We start from the raw sequence: 19,186 nt of genomic DNA, 5'->3' as shown, positions 1-19,186 counted from the left end.
GGTTCGGCACCGTGTGCTGTCATACCTGCCGTCTTCATTCGATGGTTCCGTCCGCGTCCCCATCCGCGGCCTCGGCGAGGCCGAGTTCCTTGAGCTTGCGGTAGAGCGTCGAGCGGCCGATGCCGAGCTTGCGCGACACCTCGGACATGTGGCTGCGATAGTGGCTGAGGGCGAAGCGGATGGCGTCGGCCTCGATGTCGGCGAGCGGGCGTACGTCGCCGATGTCGTCGAGGAGGCGCAGGCTGCCCGGATCGCGGACCTCGACATGGACGATCTCGCGCGCCGGGGCAGGGGCGGGCGCCGGCCCCACGGGGGCGGGCGGGATGTCGACCGCATAGCCGTCGACCTGGCTCGCGATCTGCGGGAACTCCGCCACCGTCAGCTCGGGCCCGTCGGCGAGGACGACGGCGCGGAAGATCGCATTCTCGAGCTGGCGCACGTTGCCCGGCCAGTCGTAGCGGGTGATGAGCGCCATGGCCTCTGGCGCGATGGCGCGCACGCGCTTGCCCTCCTCGGCGGCGAAGCGGGCGAGGAAGCCGAGGGCAAGCTCCGGGATGTCCTCGCGCCGCGCGCGCAGCGGCGGCAGGGTCATCGGGAAGACGTTGAGGCGGTAGTAGAGATCCTCGCGGAAGCGGCCCTGCTTGACGAGGTCGAGCAGGCTGCGGTTCGTCGCCGAGATGAGGCGGATGTCGACCTTGACCGGCCGGCGCCCGCCGACCGGATCGACCTCGCCCTCCTGGATGGCGCGCAGGAGCTTGACCTGCGCGTCGAGCGGCAGTTCGCCGATCTCGTCGAGGAAGAGCGTGCCTCCGCTCGCCTCGACGAACTTGCCGGCATGTTTTTCCGTGGCGCCGGTGAAGGCACCTTTCTCGTGGCCGAACAGGGTCGATTCCACGAGGTTCTCGGGAATGGCGCCGCAGTTGACGGTGACGAAGGGCTTGCCCTTGCGCTCGCCCGAGCCCTGGATGGCGCGGGCCAGCACCTCCTTGCCGACGCCCGATTCGCCCTCGATGAGCACCGGGATGCCCGAGCGCGCCGCGCGCTCGGCGAGGTGTAACGCCCGCCGCATGGCCTCGCTGCGCGTGGCGATGTCGCGGATGGAGAGGGCGCCCTCGACGCGCCGCTTCATGCGGCGGATCTCGTCCTCCAGCGCATCCGTGCGCAGGGCGTTGGCGATGGAGACCTGCAGGCGCTCCGCCCCCACCGGCTTGACGACGAAGTCCGCCGCCCCCGCCCGCATGGCCGAGACGACGGTTTCGATGGAGCCGTGCGCGGTCTGCACGATGACGGGCAGCGCGATGCCTTTCTCGCGCATCGCCGAGAGCACGCCCATGCCGTCGAGATCGGGCATGACGAGGTCGAGCAGCACCAGATCGACGGGCGGCTGGCCGCCGGTCATCCGCGTGAGCGCCTCCTCGCCCGAGCTCGCGATGAGCGGCTCATAGCCGAAGCGCCGCACCATGCCCTCGACGAGGCGGCGTTGCACCGGGTCGTCGTCCACGATCAGGATCGTCGTCATCTCGCTCAATCGCCCGGCTGTGTTCCGTTTCGGGGCGATGCTGGGCGAGAACGGTAAAGCTCTTGTTAACGCAGCCGCGCGCGGCCGCCGGATCTTGCATCGCGTCGCGGCGTTGATCATCGCGGTTCAAAGCCCGATGATCGGCCCGAAACGGAATCGTCCCGCGGCCGGCAAGGGCATGCGGGGCAGCGGACAACGACAGGAAGACGATGACGAACAGCAGCACGGGCGCGCAGGCGCGGGACGGCAACACGCTCGGCGGCCTGCCGGAATGGGACCTGTCGCATCTCTATCCGGGCATGGATTCGCAGGCCTTCGCCGACGATCTCACGCAGGCGGAGGAGGAGTGCAAGGCCTTCGCCGCCGCCTATCGGGGCAAGCTCGCCGCGATGGCGGCGGCGCCGGATGCGAGCGAGCAGCTCGCGGCGGTGGTCGCCCGCTACGAGAAGCTGGAGGATCTTCTCGGCCGGCTCATGTCCTACGCCGGGCTCGTCTATTCGGGCGACACGACGGACCCGAAGCGCGGCAAGTTCTACGGCGACACGCAGGAGCGCCTGACGGCGGCGAGCTCGGATCTCCTGTTCTTCACGCTCGAGCTCAACCGCATCGACGACAAGGTCCTGGCGGCTGCGGCGTCGCGGGCGCCGCTCGCCCACTGGCGTCCGTGGCTCGAGGACATCGCCAAGGACAAGCCCTTCCAGCTCGACGACAGGATCGAGCAGCTCTTCCACGAGAAGTCGGTCACCGGCCGGGCGGCCTGGAACCGGCTCTTCGACGAGACCATCGCCTCGCTGCGCTTCACCGTCGACGGCGAGGAACTGACGCTGGAGCCGACCCTCAACAAGCTGCAGGAGCCGCAGGAAGAGGTGCGCCGGGCCGGCGCGGAGGCGCTGGCGCAGGTCTTCCGCGCCAATCTGCGCACCTTCACCCTCGTCACCAACACGCTCGCCAAGGACAAGGAGATCTCGGACCGCTGGCGCAGCTTCGAGGACGTGGCCGATTCACGCCATCTCGCCAACCGCGTCGAGCGCGAGGTGGTGGAGGCGCTGGTCAAGGCCGTGCACGAGGCCTATCCGCGCCTGTCGCACCGCTATTACGCGCTCAAGGCGCGCTGGTTCGGCAAGGACAAGCTGGCGCACTGGGACCGCAACGCGCCGCTGCCCAAGGTGGAGATGCGCACCATCGGCTGGGAGGAGGCGCGCGACACCGTGCTCGGCGCCTATGGCGAGTTCTCGCCGCAGATGGCGGACATCGCGCGCCGCTTCTTCGACGAGCGCTGGATCGACGCGCCGGTGCGGCCGGGCAAGGCGCCGGGCGCCTTCGCGCATCCGACCGTGCCCTCCGCGCACCCCTATGTGCTGCTCAACTATCTCGGCAAGCCGCGCGACGTGATGACGCTCGCCCACGAGCTCGGCCACGGCGTGCACCAGGTGCTCGCCGCGCCGAACGGCGCGCTCATGGCGCCGACGCCGCTGACGCTGGCCGAGACGGCCTCGGTCTTCGGCGAGATGCTGACCTTCCGCCGCCTCCTCGACGCCACGAGCGACAAGCGCCAGCGCAAGGCCATGCTCGCCGCGAAGGTGGAGGACATGATCAACACCGTGGTGCGGCAGATCGCCTTCTACACCTTCGAGCGGCTCGTCCACACCGAGCGGCGGGCCGGCGAGCTCACCTCGGAGCGGCTGTGCGAATTATGGCTGAAGGTGCAGACCGAGAGCCTCGGCCCGAGCGTCGACCTGCGCCCGGGCTACGAGGTGTTCTGGGCCTACATCCCCCACTTCATCCATTCGCCGTTCTACGTCTACGCCTATGCCTTCGGCGACTGCCTGGTGAACTCGCTCTACGGCGTCTACGAGGGCGCCCGCGAGGGCTTCGCCGAGCGCTATCTCGCCATGCTCGCGGCCGGCGGCACCAAGCACCATTCGGAGCTGCTCGCCCCCTTCGGCCTCGACGCGCGCGACCCGGCCTTCTGGCAGATCGGCCTCGGCATGGTCGACCGGCTGATCACGGAGCTGGAGGGGCTGGAGGATTGAGGGGGCGCTCGTGGCAGTCGCAATCCGGTCTCTTCGACACCAGATAGGGGCAGTTGGAGAAAACGCCCCATGAGCGATCCCGAAGGCAACCGGTTCTCGGCGCGTGCGGCCCGCTATGCGCGAGTCGGCGCCAATGTGGGCGGCATCGCCGCGCGGATGGTGGGCACGCGGGTGCTCGGGCGGGATGCCGACCGCTCGCGCTATGCGGCGGAGCTGACGGGCGTGCTCGGCGGCCTCAAGGGTCCGCTCATGAAGGTGGCGCAACTGCTCGCCACCATCCCGGACGCGCTGCCGCCGGAATATGCGGCGGAACTGCAGAAGCTGCAGTCGCAGGCCCCGCCCATGGGGGCGGCCTTCGTGCGCCGGCGCATGATGGCCGAGCTCGGGCCCGACTGGGCCGGGCGGTTCGGCGCCTTCGACCTGCAGCCGGCGGCGGCCGCGTCCCTCGGCCAGGTGCATCGGGCGCGCTCGCACGACGGGGCGCCGCTCGCCTGCAAGCTGCAATATCCGGACATGCAGTCGGCCGTCGAGGCGGACCTCAGCCAGCTCGGCATGCTGCTCGCCGTGCAGCGACGGCTGAGCCCGGAGATCGACACGGCCGAGATCCAGGAAGAGATCGGCGCGCGGCTGCGCGAGGAGCTCGACTACCGGCGCGAGGCGCGCCATGCCGCGCTCTACGCCCACATGCTCGCCGACGTGCCGGAGGTGCGGGTGCCGGGCGTGTGGGCGGAACTGTCGACGCTGAGGCTGCTCACGCTCGACTGGCTGGAGGGGCGGCCGATCCTCGACTACAAGCAGGCGCCGCTGGAGACCCGCAATCGCCTCGCCACGGCCATGTTCAAGGCCTGGTGGCATCCCTTCTCGCATTTCGGCGTCATCCACGGCGATCCGCATCTCGGCAACTACACGGTCTTCGACGATGCGGCGGGCCACGCCGCCGGCATCAACCTGCTCGATTACGGCTGCATCCGCATCTTCCCCGCCCGCTTCGTGGGCGGGGTGGTGGACCTCTACCAGGGCCTGCGCGACGACGAGCCGGACCGGGTCGTCGCGGCCTACGAGACCTGGGGCTTCCGCGGCCTGCGCAAGGACCTCATCGAGGTGCTCAACCTGTGGGCGCGCTTCATCTACGGCCCCTTGCTGGACGACCGGGTGCGCACGATCGCCGACGGCGTGGCGCCCGGCGAATACGGCCGGCGCGAGGCCTGGCGCGTCAAGCAGGCGCTGCGCGAGAAGGGGCCGGTGCGCGTGCCGCGCGAGTTCGTCTTCATGGACCGGGCGGCCATCGGCCTCGGGGCGGTCTTCCTGCACCTCAAGGCGGAGCTCAATTTCCACCGGCTGTTCGAGGCGGAGATCGACCGTTTCAGCCTCGATACGGTCGCGGCGGCGCAGGGCAGGGCCCTGTCCGCCGCCGGCCTTTCCGCGCCGGCATGAAGAATCGCTCTTGCGCGTCGATTAAAACGGTTTAATAGCAGAGCCCGCCAAATGAACGGGGCCACGCTGTCGCGGCCCGCGTTGCATGCGGCGACACCTTGCGGTAAAGCCGGACGACGCCGGATCATACCGAGGATTACCATGGCAGAGCACAAGCACGCCGTTCCCGCCGGGGGGCACCCGGACATGGATTATCCCGCCCACGAGCGCACCTACGCAGCGTTCATCACCTTCTCGAAATGGGCCACCATCGCGGTCGTGCTCGTCTTCGTCTTCTTGGCGATCTTCCTGCTCTGACAGCGGGCCCGGCCGGGCCCCGCGGTTTTCATCACGATCGGCCCCTGCCCTGGCGGGATGGCCTTGTTCCCGGGGGGAAACAATGCGCATCGCGATTGCGAAGGAGACGGCTCATCTCGAAAGCCGCGTGGCCGCGTCGCCGGAGACGGTGAAGAAGTTCACGGCGCTCGGGGCGACCGTCGCGGTCGAGGCCGGAGCGGGGCTCACCTCCGGCGTCACGGACGCGGACTACGAGGCCGCCGGGGCGACCATCGCCAAGACGGCGGCGGAGGCCGTGAAGGGCGCCGACATCGTGCTCGCCGTCAGGCGGCCGGAGCCTCAGGCGCTGAAGGGCGTCAACAAGGGCGCGCTCGTCATCGCCATCATGGACCCCTACGGCAACGAGGCCGCCGTGAAGGGCCTCGCCGAGACCGGCGTCGCCGCCTTCTCGATGGAGCTGATGCCCCGCATCACCCGCGCGCAGGTGATGGACGTCCTGTCCTCGCAGGCGAACCTCGCCGGCTATCGCGCCGTGGTCGACGCGGCAGCGGAATACGGCCGCGCCTTCCCGATGATGATGACGGCGGCGGGCACCGTCCCGGCCGCACGTGTCTTCGTCATGGGCGCTGGCGTCGCGGGCCTGCAGGCCATCGCCACCGCCCGGCGCCTCGGCGCCGTCGTCACGGCGACCGACGTGCGCCCCGCGGCGAAGGAGCAGGTGGAATCGCTCGGCGCCAAGTTCATCGCCGTCGAGGACGAGGAATTCAAGCAGGCGGAGACGGCCGGCGGCTACGCCAAGGAGATGTCGGACGCCTACAAGCAGAAGCAGGCGGAGCTCGTCGCCTCGCATATCGCCAAGCAGGATGTGGTCATCACCACCGCCCTCATTCCGGGCCGGCCGGCGCCGAAGCTCGTGAGCAAGGCGATGGTCGAATCGATGAAGCCGGGCTCGGTCGTCGTCGATCTCGCGGTGGAGCGCGGCGGCAACTGCGAGCTGGCGAAGCCCGGCGAGGTCGCGGTGCACAACGGCGTCAAGATCGTCGGCCACCTCAACGTGCCGGGGCGGCTCGCGGCCACGGCCTCCAGCCTCTACGCCAAGAACCTCTACGCCTTCGTCGAGACGCTCGTCAGCAAGGAGACGAAGGCCGTTGCCGTGAACTGGGACGACGAACTCGTCAAGGCAACCTGCCTGACGCGCGACGGCGCCGTCGTCCATCCGGCCTTCCAGCCGCAGGGTTAAGACAGTCCGACAGGCCCCGTCCGGGGCGAGGATCAGCAGGGGGAAGCGAGCCATGGCCAACCTGACGCCGGAACAGGCGCTCGAACAGGCCCGTGCGGCGGCCGACGTCGCCAGACAAGCGGCCGAAGCCGCACAGAGCTATGCCGATCAGGCGGCCGCGGCGCTGGGTGCCGCCGCCCATGCCGCGACGGGCGGCGCCGTCGACCCGACGGTGTTCCGCCTCGCCATCTTCGTGCTCGCGGTCTTCGTCGGCTACTACGTGGTCTGGTCGGTGACGCCGGCCCTGCACACGCCGCTGATGTCGGTGACCAACGCCATCTCCTCCGTCATCGTCGTCGGCGCGCTGCTCGCCGTCGGCGTCGAGACGGCGCCGGTGCTCGGCGACGGGCCGGTGTGGGCGCGGATCTTCGGCTTCATCGCCCTCATCTTCGCCTCCGTGAACATCTTCGGCGGCTTCCTCGTCACGCAGCGCATGCTGTCCATGTACAAGAAGAAGGGCTGAGCGAATGTCGGCCAATCTCTCGACCCTTCTCTACCTCGCCGCGGGCGTCCTCTTCATCCTCGCGCTGCGCGGCCTGTCGCATCCGGTGACGTCGCGGCAGGGCAACCTCTACGGCATGATCGGCATGGGCCTTGCCATCGTGACGACGCTGGTGGGCCATCCGCCGGCGGGCGGGCTCGCGTGGCTGCTCGTCATCGTCGGCATCGCCATCGGCGGCGGCACGGGTGCGGTCATCGCCAAGCGCGTGCCGATGACGGCGATGCCGCAGCTGGTCGCGGCCTTCCACTCGCTGGTTGGCATGGCGGCGGTGCTGGTGGCGGCGGCCGCGCTCTATGCGCCGCAGGCCTTCGACATCGGCCAGGTCGGCACCATCCACGGTGGCAGCCTCGTCGAGATGGCGCTCGGCGTCGCCATCGGCGCCATCACCTTCACCGGCTCGGTCATCGCCTTCCTCAAGCTCGACGGGCGCATGAGCGGCAAGCCGATCATGCTGCCGAGCCGGCACGCCATCAACATCGCGCTCGCCGTGGCGCTCGTGGTGCTGATCGTCCTCTTCGTGCTGACGGAGAGCCGCCTCGTCTTCTGGCTGATCACGCTCGTCAGCTTCGCGCTCGGCGTGCTGCTCATCATCCCGATCGGCGGCGCCGACATGCCCGTCGTCGTGTCGATGCTCAACTCCTATTCGGGCTGGGCGGCGGCCGGCATCGGCTTCACCCTGGGCAACCTCGCGCTCATCATCACGGGCGCGCTGGTCGGCTCCTCGGGTGCCATCCTGTCCTACATCATGTGCAAGGGGATGAACCGCTCGTTCATCTCGGTCATCCTCGGCGGCTTCGGCGGCGAGAGCGCGACGGCGGCAGCCGGCGAGACCGAGGCGCGGCCCATCAAGCAGGGCTCGGCCGACGACGCCGCCTTCCTCATGAAGAACGCGAGCAAGGTCATCATCGTGCCGGGCTACGGCATGGCGGTGGCGCAGGCCCAGCACGCGCTGCGCGAGATGGCCGACAAGCTCAAGCACGAGGGCGTCGAGGTCAAATACGCCATCCACCCCGTGGCGGGCCGCATGCCGGGCCACATGAACGTGCTGCTCGCCGAGGCCAACGTGCCCTACGACGAGGTGTTCGAGCTCGAGGACATCAACTCCGAGTTCGCGCAGGCGGATGTCGCCTTCGTCATCGGCGCCAACGACGTGACGAACCCGGCGGCCAAGACCGACCCGGCCTCGCCAATCTTCGGCATGCCGATCCTCGACGTCGAGAGGGCGAAGACCGTGCTCTTCGTCAAGCGCGGCATGGGCTCGGGCTATGCCGGCGTCGAGAACGAGCTGTTCTTCAAGGACAACACCATGATGCTCTTCGCCGACGCCAAGAAGATGGTCGAGGAGATCGTCAAGGCGCTGGACTGACAGGCGCGCTCTTGCAACGGACATCGGAAAGGCCGCCGCGAGGCGGCCTTTTTCCTGGGCGCGCCTCACGAGGCCGTGGCTGGCGGCTGCAGGCCTGCTCGTGATATGGCGCAGACATGATCAAGGTCGCGCTCAACGCCACTGCGCTGTTCGCCGTCGTCTACGGGCTGATGGTGGCGGGGCTCGTCGTCTTCCAGCGCGACCTGCTGTTTCCCGCCGACGCCGCGCCGATCGACGGCAGCGTGGCGGCCATCCCGGGGCTCGAGCAGGTGCAGCTCGAGACGAGCGACGGCGAGAGCCTGAATGCCTGGGTGGTGCCGCCGGCGCCGAACAGGGCGGTGCTCGTCTTCTTCCACGGCAATGCGGGCAATCTCGCGCTCGCCTTCCGCGTCAGCCGCTTCCGGCAGCTGGTCGCGGACGGTACCGGCCTCGTTGCCGTCAGCTACAGGGGCTATGGCGGGTCGACCGGCCGGCCGAGCGAGGCGGGCCTGCACCGTGACGGCGCGGCGGCCTATGCCTATGCCGCCGAGCGTTTCGGTACGGAACGGCTCTTCGCCTATGGCGAATCGCTCGGCACGGGCGTTGCCGTGCGCCTTGCGGCCGAGCAGCGGCTGGCCGGGGTCATCCTCGAGGCGCCCTACCTGTCGACGGCCAAGGTGGCCTCAGGCATCTATCCGTTCGTGCCGGTGTCGCTGCTCATGAACGACCAGTTCCGCAGCGACGAGATCGTGGGCCGCATCGGCGTGCCGATGCTCATCCTGCACGGCATGCGCGACGGTGTCATCCCCTTCGCCCATGGCGAAGCGCTGTTCGGCCTTGCCGTGACGGCGCGCCGCTTCGTCCGCTTTGTCGACGGTGGCCATGTCGATCTCTTCGACCATGGCGCGGTGCCGCACATCCAGCGCTTCATCGCCGATACCCTCGCAGGGAGGGTCGCCGGCACGGATGTTCTGACCGTTCCGGCGCAGCAGGAGGCCGGCCGGCGGTAGGGGGATCAGCGGAACAGCGCGAGGCCGCCGCCAACGCGGGACATGCCCTCGCGCGCCACCTGGTTGCTGCTGTCGATGGACAGCGCCCGCTGGTACGACTCGGTCGCCTGCGCGCGGTCGCCCTGGCGCTCGAAAGCGACGCCGCGCCACGCCCAGGCCACCGCATTGCGGTTGTCGGCGTTGAGGGCGGCGTTGAAGTCCTCGATCGCCTCCTGGTACTTGCCCACGGCGACGAGGCTCTGGCCGCGCGCGGCATAGGGCGCGCCGGCGAAGGGGTTGCGGTCGATGGCCGAGCGGAAGTCGGCGATGGCGAGCTCGTTCTGCCCCTGGCGCTGGTGCACGAGGCCGCGGGCATGATAGGCCTCGGCCGATTCGGGGTTGAGCTGGATGACCCTGGAGAGATCGGCCAGCGCCTGGTTGAAGTCGCCCTTGACGCGCAGCAGATTGGCGCGGCCGAGATAGGCGGGGCCGTAATTGGGGTCGGCCTGGATGGCACGGTTGAAGTCGGCCAGCGCCTGGTCGTCCCGGCCGGTCTGGCGCAGCGACAGCGCCCGGTTGGTGTAGGCCGCGGCGAAATTCGGATCGAGCTTGATCGCCTGGTTGAAGTCGCTCATCGCGTCGCTATAGCGGCCGGAGCGCGCATAGGCCGCACCGCGGGCGTTATAGGCCTGGGGATCGTTCGGGTTGGCCCGGATCACCTCCGACAGCGAGGCGAGGTTGGTCTTGCTCGCGTCCGTATTGTCCTGCACGAACTCCGCCACGCCGCGCGAGCCGCCGACGCCGCCCACCGTCTCGCAGCCGGCCAGGGCCAGTGCCACCGCAAGCGGCAGCAGGCCGCGGCCGAGCGTCGTCGCCGACAGGATGGCGCCAGAGGCCGACTTCCCCCGTTCGTTCACGTCAATCCTCCACCCCGAACATGTTGATCGTTTGTTGCGTGCCGGTTCTGGGACACAAGTGAGGCAGGAGCGTGAACGCCCCGGCGCGGCCGGGACCTCGCTGGCGCTCCCCGAGAGGCGGGACGGCGGGCACATGCAAACAAAGCGCCCATCCGCGAGGAGGGCGCTTGCGCTGCCGGGGCCCGGACCCCGTGATGATACGCCAATGCCGCGATGCCGGAGGCGAGAGGCGCCCCCGCTGCGGCGGCCCCTCAGCGGGTCGGCTTCGGCTTGCTCGGCAGCAGGCCTTCGCGCTGCAGGCGCTTGCGCATGAGCTTGCGGGCGCGGCGGACGGCCTCGGCCTTCTCGCGGGCGCGCTTCTCCGACGGCTTCTCGTAGTGGCCGCGGAGCTTCATTTCCCGGAAGATGCCTTCGCGCTGCATCTTCTTCTTCAGCGCACGGAGCGCCTGATCAACGTTGTTGTCGCGAACGAGAACCTGCACGCGTCGTCTTCCCGCTTTTGAATTCGTGGTGAGTGGCGAAACGCCGTAATGGCGCGAACGGCGCGCCACAACCGTGGCAGGGTGGATAACAGATCGGATGGCGCCTGTCCACAGGTCCGGCGCCGGAAACCGGTCTCCACCTCAGGTTTTGACGCGGGTGACGTGGCCCATCTTGCGACCGGGCCGGGCGGTCGCCTTGCCGTAGAGGTGCAGATGCGCGCCCTCCTCGGCGAGGAGCTCCGGCCAGGCGGCCATGTCGTCGCCGATGAGGTTGGTCATCTCCACCGGCCCGACGAGCGCGACCGAGCCGAGCGGCCAGCCGCAGACGGCGCGGATATGCTGCTCGAACTGCGAGGTCTTGGCGCCCTCGATCGTCCAATGGCCGGAATTGTGCACGCGCGGTGCGATCTCGTTGACGAGAAGGCGCGGGGGTTCGCCGTCCGTCTCGACGACGAACATCTCGACGCACAGCGTGCCGACATAGTCGAGCGCCGTGGCGATGCGCCCGGCGATGGCGCGCGCCTCGTCGCACAGGTCCGCGGGCAGGGTGCCGGGCACGCGCGTGATGTGCAGGATGTGGTCGCGGTGCTCGTTCTCGCACAGGTCGTAAGCGGCGACGCTGCCGTCGAGGCCACGCGTCGCCACCACGGACACTTCGCGCAAGAAGGGCATGAAGCCTTCGAGAATCGCCGGCACGTGGCCGATGGCGCCGAGCGCGGCCGCCGGGTCGTCGCCCGTCCTGATGATGACCTGGCCCTTGCCGTCGTAGCCGAAGCGGCGCGTCTTGAGCACGGCCGGCCGGCCGAGGGCGGCGAGGGCGGCGCGCAGGTCCGTCTCGTTGGAGACGGCGCGGAAAGGGGCGGTGGCGATGCCGAGGTTGCTGACGAAGGTCTTCTCCTCGAGCCGGTCCTGGGCCACGGCGAGGGCCCGCGCACCGGGGCGCAGCGGCACGTGCGATTCGAGGATGTGGGCCGTATCGGCAGGGACGTTCTCGAATTCGTAGGTGACGACGTCGACGCTCGCCGCAAAGCCGACCAGCGCCCCCTCGTCGGCGTAGGGGGCGACGGTGTGGCGGGCCGCCACCTCGAAGGCGGGGCTGTCGGGATCGGGCGCGTAGATATGGGCCTTGAGGCCATAGCGGGCGGCGGCGAGCGCCAGCATGCGGCCGAGCTGGCCGCCGCCGAGGATGCCGATGGTGGAGCCGGGGGCGAGCATCGCGTCAGTCATCCTGCGGCCGCTCGGCAACGGCCGCGCTCTGGGCGGCACGCCAGTCGTCGAGGCGTGCGGCGAGCGCCGTGTCGGAGAGGGCGAGGACTGCGGCGGCGAGAAGGGCGGCGTTGACGGCGCCGGCCCGCCCGATGGCGAGCGTGCCGACGGGAATGCCGGCCGGCATCTGCACGATCGACAGGAGGCTGTCCTGGCCCGACAGGGCCTTCGACTGCACCGGTACGCCGAAGACCGGCAGCGGGGTGAGCGAGGCGACCATGCCCGGCAGGTGGGCCGCGCCGCCGGCCCCGGCGATGATCACCTTGAAGCCCTCGTCGCGCGCGCCCCTGGCGAAGGCGAAAAGCCGCTCGGGCGTGCGGTGGGCGGAAACGATGCGCGCATCGTAGGCGATGTCGAGCGCGGCCAGCGTCTCCGCCGCGTGGCGCATGGTCTCCCAGTCCGACTGGCTGCCCATGACGATGGCGACCGGCGTGTGCGTCGTCATTGATGATCCTGCGAAAAAGCCTTCCGCGCGGGGCATACAGTAACAGGCGGGCAGTGGGCAATCGGCAATCGGCTCCGCTCTCGCGTCTCGCCGACGCTGCATGCGTCCGGCAAACGCGGCGGGGTAGGGTCGCGGCGTGCCTGCGCTTCAACCCTGCGCACGCTCGTGCCCCGGACGCACCGCAGCATGAAATGATGCGGTGCTGAGCCGGGGCCTATTCACACCGCGCCTTCGGCAGTTTCTTGCGCTGGGTCCCGGATCGCATTCCGCTCTCGCTGCATGCGTCCGGGACACGAGGTTGCTTCCGGTTGCGGCGAGGTGATGCCCGCGCGACTGCCGGCTGCCGACTGTCGCTACGCAATGATGTCCGGCGTCAGCCTGTCTTCGAGAAAGGTGATGCGGTCCTTGAGGATGAGCTTGCGCTTCTTCAGCCGCTGGATCTGCAACTGGTCGGCGGGGCCGACGGATTCGATCGCCGCGATCGCCGCATCGAGGTCGCGGTGCTCCTCGCGCAGGCGATTGAGTTCGCCCAACAGTTGCTGGCGTTCGTCTTCGTCGTCGATATCAATAGTCATCATGGCGCTGCCCGGGGGCATCGGCCCGGTGAATGACGGGAGCGCGAAGTATGCGGCGTGGCCGCACGCTCGGCAAGCCGAGCCCGTGCAAAAAGGGTGGCTTGCCCACTGCTCGCCGCCGGTGCGCCGCTGATGGCGGAATCTGCTTCGACTCCGCCACAATGCTGTGTCACAGTTCTGTCGTCGGAGTGATCCGAAGGAGGAAAGCGATGTCTTTGAACGCCCATCTGGCCGAGCTCGCAAAGCGGCACGAAGCGCTTGAGCGGGAGATCCAAACGGTGCAGGCCAGCCCCTCGGCTGACGAGCTCAAGATCGCGGAACTCAAGCGCAAGAAGCTGCAGTTGAAGGACGAGATGGAGCGCTTGCGTCATACGACGATATCGCAATCGATACATTGACAGATCTGCCGGCTGAACCGGCACGACGGCCACCCTGAGGGTGGCCGTTTTCATTTGGGCCGGCGGCCTCCTCAGACCTCGCGGGCCATCTCGCGCAGGCGGAACTTCTGGATCTTGCCCGTCGAGGTCTTCGGCAGCTCGGTGAAGACCACGTAGCGCGGGCATTTGAAGGCGGCGAGCCGGCTGCGGCAGAAGGCGATCAACTCCTCGGGCGTCGCCTCCGCTCCGGGCTTCAGCTCGACGAAGGCGCAGGGCGTCTCGCCCCATTTCTCGTCCGGCTTGGCGACGACCGCGGCGGCCTGCACCGCCGGGTGCTTGTAGAGCGCGTCCTCGACCTCGATGGAGGAGATGTTCTCGCCGCCGGAGATGATGATGTCCTTCGAGCGGTCCTTGAGCTGGATGTAGCCGTCGGGGTGCTTGACGCCGAGGTCGCCGGAGTGGAACCAGCCGCCGGCGAAGGCCTTGTCGGTGGCGGCCTTGTTCTTGAGATAGCCCTTCATCACCACGTTGCCGCGGAACATGACCTCGCCGAGCGTTTCGCCGTCGGCCGGCACGGGGGCGAGCGTCTCGGGGTCGCGCACGTCGAGGCCCTCGAGCACGAGGTAACGCACGCCCTGGCGCGCCTTCTTCGTCGCATAGTCGCCCATCGGCAGGTCGTCCCAGGCGCTGTTCCAGTCGTTGACGACGGCAGGGCCATAGGTCTCGGTGAGGCCATAGAGGTGGGTCACGTCGAAGCCGGCGTCCTTCATGGCGGCGAGCACCGCCTCGGGCGGCGGCGCGGCGGCGGTGAAGAAGGAGACCTTCTGGGGAAAATCGCGCTTGTCCGCGTCGGGCGCATTGAGCAGCGTCGCCATGACGATGGGCGCGCCGCACAGATGCGTGACGCCATGCTCGGCGAGCGCTGCATACATGGCGCCGGCGCGCACCTGGCGCAGGCACACATGCGTGCCGGCGACCACCGAGATGGACCAGGGAAAGCACCAGCCGTTGCAGTGGAACATCGGCAGCGTCCACAGATAGACGGGATGCTTCCCCATGCCGCAGGTGACGACATTGCCCATCGCGAGCAGGTAGGCGCCGCGGTGGTGGTAGACGACGCCCTTGGGGTCGCCGGTCGTGCCCGAGGTGTAGTTGAGCGAGATCGCGTCCCACTCGTCGCCCGGCATCTGCCAGGCGTGTTCGGGGTCGCCGCCGGCGAGGAAGGTCTCATAGTCGGCACTGCCGAGAAGCTCGCCGGGCCCGTCGTATTCGGGATCGTCGTAATCGATGACGAGCGGCTTCGCCCTGGCGAGGGCGAGGGCCTCGCGGACGGTCTTCGAGAACTCACGGTCGGTGATCAGCACCTTGGTCTCGGCATGGTCGAGCGTGAAGGCGATGATGGCCGCGTCGAGCCGGGTGTTGAGCGTGTTGAGCACCGCGCCGGTCATGGGCACGCCGTAGTGGCACTCAAGCATCGCCGGCGTGTTCGACAGCATCACCGAGACCGTATCGCCGCGGCCGATGCCATGGGCGGCCAGCGCCGAGGCGAGGCGCCGGGCGCGGGCATAGAAGTCGCGATAATTGCAGCGCAGGTTGCCGTGGATAATGGCCGTGCGCTCGGGAAAGACGCTCGCCGCCCTTTCGAGGAAGGTCAGCGGCGTCAGCGGCTGGAAATTGGCCGGGTTGCGATCGAGGTCGAGGTCGTAGGCTGAGGCCGTCATCTTTCCAGTCCACTTCGGAACTTGCGATGTGGCAGCCTAGCCGGCTAGGTCGCAGGCGATCAATCAGCCAAAGGGAGAGGCGCCTCGTCGGCCTAGGGCGCGACCGGCGCGGGCAGGGGCAGACCCTTGGCGGCCATCACGGTGCGGGCCCGGTCGGGATAGTCGGTGATGAGGCCATCGACGCCCCAGTCGATCAGGCGCGCCATGTCGTCGGTCTCGTTCACCGTCCAGGGCACCACCGCCAGCTCCATCTCCTGGGCTTCCTCGACGAGCGGCTGCGTGAGGTTGCGGAAATTGGGCGACCAGGTGGTGCAGCCGGCCTCCGTGACGAGGGCGGGCACCGAATCGAAATCGTCGACATCGAGGCCGCCGAGCCAGGGCGAGCCGCCGTCTCTGCCGCGCTGGAGCGTGTCGAAATTGCCCTCGCTCGTCAGGCACACGCGCGGGATGTCGGGCGAGACCTCCTTCAAGGCCATGAGGGTGCGCCAGTCGAAGGACTGGACCGTGGCGCGCTCGCCGAGCCCGGCCTTGTCGATGGCCTTCGCCAGCGCCGTGGCGAAGGCGCGCGGCTCGGGCGTGCCGGCATCCGGCGCCGGGCTCGACTTGGTCTCGATGTTGAAGCGCACGTCCTTCGCGCCGAGGCGTTCAGCGAGGGCGAAGACATCCTCGAGCGTCGGTATGCGCGTGCCGTCGACAGGCGTCTGCTCCGGGAAGGACTTGGCGGTGCGGCTGTCCGGCCTGATGCGGCCAACGTCGAAGCTCCGCAGCTCCTCGAGCGTCATGGCGGTCAGCGCCTTGCCCGGCCCGGCCAGAAAGGCGCCGTCGGGCCCGCGCGTGATGTCGGGATTGAGCTTGGGGTCGTGCGAGACAACGAGCACGCCGTCGCTCGTCATGCCGATGTCGAGCTCGAGCGTCGCGACCCCGGTGCGCAGGGCCTTCTCGAAGGCGGGAAGGGTGTTCTCGGGCGAGAGCCCGCGCGCGCCGCGGTGGCCCTGCAGGTCGAAGGCTGCCGCGCTCGCGCCGGCAAGAAGGAGGGCAAGGCAGGCCACGCCGGTGCGAAGGATGGTGAAACGTGCGAACGGCGGCATGGCTTTTCCTGTCGAGCTCTCGTCCCGGGCGGGACGGGAAGAATCAGATGAGTGCAATAAACCCATCATATGTCAGTTTGAGGCCGACGAGCACGAGCAGGGCATAGATGAGGCGATAGAAGGCGGTCGGGTCGACGCGCCGCACCAGCCAAACGCCAGCCATGGTCGAACCGACGGCGACGGGCATGAGCACGAGCGAGGTTGTGAGGTTCTCGTGCGTGAACTGGCCGAGCCAGACATAAGGCGCCACCTTCATCAGATTGACGGTGGCGAAGAACCACGTGGTGGTACCCACGAGCACGTCGCGCGAGAGCCTGAGCGGCAGCACGTAGACCTGGAACGGCGGCCCGCCGGCATGGCTGATGAAGCTGGTGAAGCCGGATACGCTGCCCCACAAGAGCCCCCAGGCGATGCCGCCCGGCCGCTCGCCCGCCGCCTGCTTGGCGAGGTTGAGCCACCAGTTGAGGGCGAAGACGAGGGCGATGAGGCCGACAGCGAGCCGCACCGCCGCCTCGGAGACCGCCGCGGCCGTGAAGGTCGCAAGGACGATGCCGGCAAGCGCGCCCGCGAGGGTGATGGCGAGCAGGCGTTTGTTCACGTGCCGGCGGAAGGCATAGATGCCGACCGCGTCCTGCACGATGAGGATGGGCAGCATGATGGCGGCGGCCTGCACCGGCGGCACGAACAGCGCCATCAGCGGAATGCCCAGGATGGCGAGCCCGACGAAGCCGCCCTTGGAGAGGCCGATGATGACGACCGCGGGGATGGCGGCGAGATAGAAGAGGGGATCGGTGATCATCGGGCTGGGCTCGGCAGGCATCTCTTGGTAGTCAGGCCCGCCGAAAGTCTCAAGGCGGCCGGCCGCCGGGCTGCTATGCTCACAGGGCCGGACATGCTTTCGGGCATGTTGCAAGGCGCCGCCGCCGGTCGCACCATCTGTCCGCCGGGGCATGCCCCGGCCAAGCGGGAGGACAGCCAGCATGATCGCCGCGCCCAAGGCATCTGCAGCACGCAGCCGATACGGGGAGGTCTACGAGGCCTGGCGCACGGACCCGCTCGCCTTCTGGGCGCAGGCGGCCAAGGCCATCGACTGGATGCGCCCGCCGACGCAGATCTTCGATGGCTCCCTCGGCGTCTACGGCCGCTGGTTCCCGGGGGCGACCTGCAACACCTGTTTCAATGCTGTCGACCGGCATGTCGACGCCGGGCGCGGCTCCCAGCCGGCCATCATCTACGACAGCCCGGTCACGGGGGCGAAGCGCATCATCTCCTACAACGGCCTTCTGTCGGAGGTGCGCGTGCTCGCGGCGGTGCTGCGCGACCTCGGGGTCGGCAAGGGCGACCGCGTCGTCATCTACATGCCGATGGTGCCGGAGGCGGTGGTCGGCATGCTCGCCTGCGCCCGCATCGGCGCCATCCATTCCGTCGTCTTCGGCGGCTTCGCCGCACGGGAGCTGGCACAGCGCATCGCCGACGCCGAGCCGAAGGTCATCCTGTCCGCCTCCTGCGGGGTCGAGCCGACCCGGGTCGTGCCCTACAAGCCGCTGCTCGACGAGGCGATCGAGCTCTCGCCGGCGAAGCCCGAGGCCTGCCTCATCCTGCAGCGCGCCCAGGAAGAGGCGAGCCTCGTCAAGGGCCGCGACCTCGACTGGGCGGAGACGGTGAGCAAGGCCCGCGCGGCCGGCAAGGACGCGGACTGCACGCCGGTGGAGGCCACCGACCCGCTCTACATCCTCTATACCTCGGGCACGACGGGAAAGCCCAAGGGCGTGGTGCGCGACAACGGCGGGCACATGGTGGCGCTCGCCTGGTCCATGCAGAACCTCTATGGCGTGGCGCCGGGCGAGGTGTTCTGGGCGGCCTCCGACATCGGCTGGGTCGTCGGCCACAGCTACATCGTCTACGGACCGCTGCTCACGGGCTGCACCACCATCCTCTACGAGGGCAAGCCCGTCGGCACGCCCGACGCCGGCGCCTACTGGCGCGTCATCGCCGAGCATGGCGTCACCACGCTGTTCACCGCGCCGACGGCCTTCCGCGCCATCCGCAAGGAGGATCCGCAGGGTGCGCTGATCGACAATGTCGACATGACGGCCTTCCGCGCCCTGTTCCTCGCCGGCGAGCGGGCCGACCCCGACACCGTGCAATGGGCGGAACGGGTGCTCAACGTGCCGGTGATCGACCACTGGTGGCAGACGGAGACCGGCTGGGCCATCGCCGGCAACCCGCTCGGCCTCGGTGCGCTGCCGGTCAAGCACGGCTCGCCGACGGTGCCGATGCCGGGCTACGACGTGCACATCCTCGACGAGGCGGGCAAGGACCAGCCGCAGGGCACCATGGGCGAGATCGCGGTGAAGCTGCCGCTGCCACCCGGCTGCCTGCCCACCCTGTGGCAGGCCGACGAGCGCTTCCGGGAGAGTTACCTCGATGCCTTCCCCGGCTTCTACAAGACCTCGGACGCCGGCTACGTCGACGAGGACGGCTATCTCTTCGTCATGGGGCGGACGGACGATATCATCAATGTCGCCGGCCATCGCCTGTCGACCGGCGGCATGGAAGAGGTGATCGCCGCCCATCCCGACGTTGCCGAATGCGCCGTCGTGGGCGCGAGCGACCCGGTGAAGGGGGAGGTGCCCGTCGGCTTCGTCGTGCTGAAGAGCGGTGTCGATCGCGCGCCCGCAGAGATCGAGGCCGAGATCGTCGCCCGCGTGCGCGAGGAGATCGGCCCCGTCGCCGCCTTCAAGCTCGCCCTCGTCGTCGCGCGCCTGCCCAAGACGCGCTCGGGCAAGATCCTGCGCGGCACCATGAAGAAGATCGCCGACGGCGACGCATGGTCCGTGCCCGCGACGATCGACGATCCGGCGGCGCTCGACGAGATCGCCGCCGTGCTCGCCCGCCGTCCGGGCGGATCGGCTGCCTCATAAGAAAAACCCCGCGG

Annotated in this window: 18 protein-coding genes; 9 read left to right on the top strand and 9 right to left on the bottom strand. The window is 69.1% G+C overall.

Going from position 1 to position 19,186, the window contains the following annotated elements; all coding sequences use genetic code 11:
* Positions 1-34 precede the first annotated feature (34 nt).
* Positions 35-1,519: a sigma-54 dependent transcriptional regulator gene (locus AL346_RS03255; RefSeq protein ID WP_019403301.1), complete on the bottom strand. Its 1,485-nt coding sequence runs from the start codon at positions 1,517-1,519 to the stop codon at positions 35-37.
* A 209-nt stretch (positions 1,520-1,728) separates the two neighbouring features.
* On the opposite strand from AL346_RS03255, the gene AL346_RS03250 reads away from it, so the two are divergent.
* From AL346_RS03250 to AL346_RS03225, 7 genes are all read left to right on the top strand, one after another.
* Positions 1,729-3,552 carry a M3 family oligoendopeptidase gene (locus AL346_RS03250; RefSeq protein ID WP_019403302.1) on the top strand — a complete coding sequence of 608 codons (1,824 nt, stop codon included), beginning with the start codon at positions 1,729-1,731 and terminating at the stop codon, positions 3,550-3,552.
* Between the two features lie 69 nt (positions 3,553-3,621).
* On the top strand, positions 3,622-4,986 hold the full coding sequence (locus AL346_RS03245; RefSeq protein WP_019403303.1) for an AarF/ABC1/UbiB kinase family protein: 1,365 nt from the start codon (positions 3,622-3,624) through the stop codon (positions 4,984-4,986).
* 141 nt (positions 4,987-5,127) lie between these two features.
* On the top strand, positions 5,128-5,283 hold the full coding sequence (locus AL346_RS24480; RefSeq protein WP_019403304.1) for an aa3-type cytochrome c oxidase subunit IV: 156 nt from the start codon (positions 5,128-5,130) through the stop codon (positions 5,281-5,283).
* A gap of 82 nt (positions 5,284-5,365) precedes the next feature.
* Positions 5,366-6,502, top strand: coding sequence for a Re/Si-specific NAD(P)(+) transhydrogenase subunit alpha (locus AL346_RS03240; RefSeq protein ID WP_019403305.1), 1,137 nt, complete (start codon positions 5,366-5,368; stop codon positions 6,500-6,502).
* 52 nt (positions 6,503-6,554) lie between these two features.
* On the top strand, positions 6,555-7,004 hold the full coding sequence (locus AL346_RS03235) for an NAD(P) transhydrogenase subunit alpha (protein ID WP_019403306.1): 450 nt from the start codon (positions 6,555-6,557) through the stop codon (positions 7,002-7,004).
* A gap of 4 nt (positions 7,005-7,008) precedes the next feature.
* The gene (locus AL346_RS03230) at positions 7,009-8,409 is read left to right on the top strand and encodes an NAD(P)(+) transhydrogenase (Re/Si-specific) subunit beta (protein ID WP_019403307.1); all 1,401 of its coding nucleotides are present in this window, start codon (positions 7,009-7,011) and stop codon (positions 8,407-8,409) included.
* A 116-nt stretch (positions 8,410-8,525) separates the two neighbouring features.
* The gene (locus tag AL346_RS03225) at positions 8,526-9,398 is read left to right on the top strand and encodes an alpha/beta hydrolase (protein ID WP_019403308.1); all 873 of its coding nucleotides are present in this window, start codon (positions 8,526-8,528) and stop codon (positions 9,396-9,398) included.
* Positions 9,399-9,403: 5 nt separating this feature from the next.
* On the opposite strand, the gene AL346_RS03220 is transcribed toward AL346_RS03225, so the two are convergent.
* From AL346_RS03220 to AL346_RS03200, 5 genes are all read right to left on the bottom strand, one after another.
* Positions 9,404-10,294, bottom strand: coding sequence for a tetratricopeptide repeat protein (locus tag AL346_RS03220; RefSeq protein WP_019403309.1), 891 nt, complete (start codon positions 10,292-10,294; stop codon positions 9,404-9,406).
* A gap of 251 nt (positions 10,295-10,545) precedes the next feature.
* Positions 10,546-10,776 carry a 30S ribosomal protein S21 gene (gene rpsU / locus AL346_RS03215; RefSeq protein WP_019403310.1) on the bottom strand — a complete coding sequence of 77 codons (231 nt, stop codon included), beginning with the start codon at positions 10,774-10,776 and terminating at the stop codon, positions 10,546-10,548.
* A 141-nt stretch (positions 10,777-10,917) separates the two neighbouring features.
* Complete coding sequence (locus AL346_RS03210; protein ID WP_026015327.1) at positions 10,918-12,003, bottom strand: 5-(carboxyamino)imidazole ribonucleotide synthase; 1,086 nt, start codon at positions 12,001-12,003, stop codon at positions 10,918-10,920.
* Entirely contained in the window at positions 11,996-12,487 is a 492-nt protein-coding gene (gene purE, locus AL346_RS03205) for a 5-(carboxyamino)imidazole ribonucleotide mutase (RefSeq protein WP_019403312.1), read from the bottom strand. The genes AL346_RS03210 and purE overlap by 8 nt, the downstream gene beginning before the upstream one ends.
* Positions 12,488-12,840: 353 nt before the next feature.
* Positions 12,841-13,065 (bottom strand): YdcH family protein, encoded by a 225-nt coding sequence (locus AL346_RS03200; RefSeq protein WP_197286595.1) that lies wholly within the window; start codon positions 13,063-13,065, stop codon positions 12,841-12,843.
* Between the two features lie 206 nt (positions 13,066-13,271).
* Between AL346_RS03200 and AL346_RS03195 the strand changes: the two genes are divergently transcribed.
* A complete protein-coding gene (locus AL346_RS03195; RefSeq protein WP_019403314.1) occupies positions 13,272-13,460 on the top strand; it encodes a YdcH family protein in 189 nt (62 codons plus the stop codon).
* Positions 13,461-13,531: 71 nt separating this feature from the next.
* Here AL346_RS03195 and AL346_RS03190 read toward each other — a convergent pair whose 3' ends face one another.
* The 3 genes from AL346_RS03190 to AL346_RS03180 all read right to left on the bottom strand — a co-directional run bounded on the left by AL346_RS03190 (position 13,532) and on the right by AL346_RS03180 (position 17,047).
* The gene (locus AL346_RS03190; RefSeq protein ID WP_019403315.1) at positions 13,532-15,160 is read right to left on the bottom strand and encodes an acyl-CoA synthetase; all 1,629 of its coding nucleotides are present in this window, start codon (positions 15,158-15,160) and stop codon (positions 13,532-13,534) included.
* Between the two features lie 92 nt (positions 15,161-15,252).
* Positions 15,253-16,248 carry a glycerophosphodiester phosphodiesterase gene (locus tag AL346_RS03185; protein ID WP_019403316.1) on the bottom strand — a complete coding sequence of 332 codons (996 nt, stop codon included), beginning with the start codon at positions 16,246-16,248 and terminating at the stop codon, positions 15,253-15,255.
* 43 nt (positions 16,249-16,291) lie between these two features.
* Positions 16,292-17,047 (bottom strand): sulfite exporter TauE/SafE family protein, encoded by a 756-nt coding sequence (locus AL346_RS03180; RefSeq protein WP_019403317.1) that lies wholly within the window; start codon positions 17,045-17,047, stop codon positions 16,292-16,294.
* Between the two features lie 181 nt (positions 17,048-17,228).
* Between AL346_RS03180 and AL346_RS03175 the strand changes: the two genes are divergently transcribed.
* Entirely contained in the window at positions 17,229-19,172 is a 1,944-nt protein-coding gene (locus AL346_RS03175) for a propionyl-CoA synthetase (RefSeq protein WP_019403318.1), read from the top strand.
* The last annotated feature ends 14 nt before the right edge of the window (positions 19,173-19,186 follow it).

Source organism: Chelatococcus sp. CO-6, from assembly GCF_001271345.1.
GTDB lineage: Bacteria > Pseudomonadota > Alphaproteobacteria > Rhizobiales > Beijerinckiaceae > Chelatococcus_A > Chelatococcus_A caeni.
This window is presented reverse-complemented; position numbering and strand designations above follow the sequence as displayed.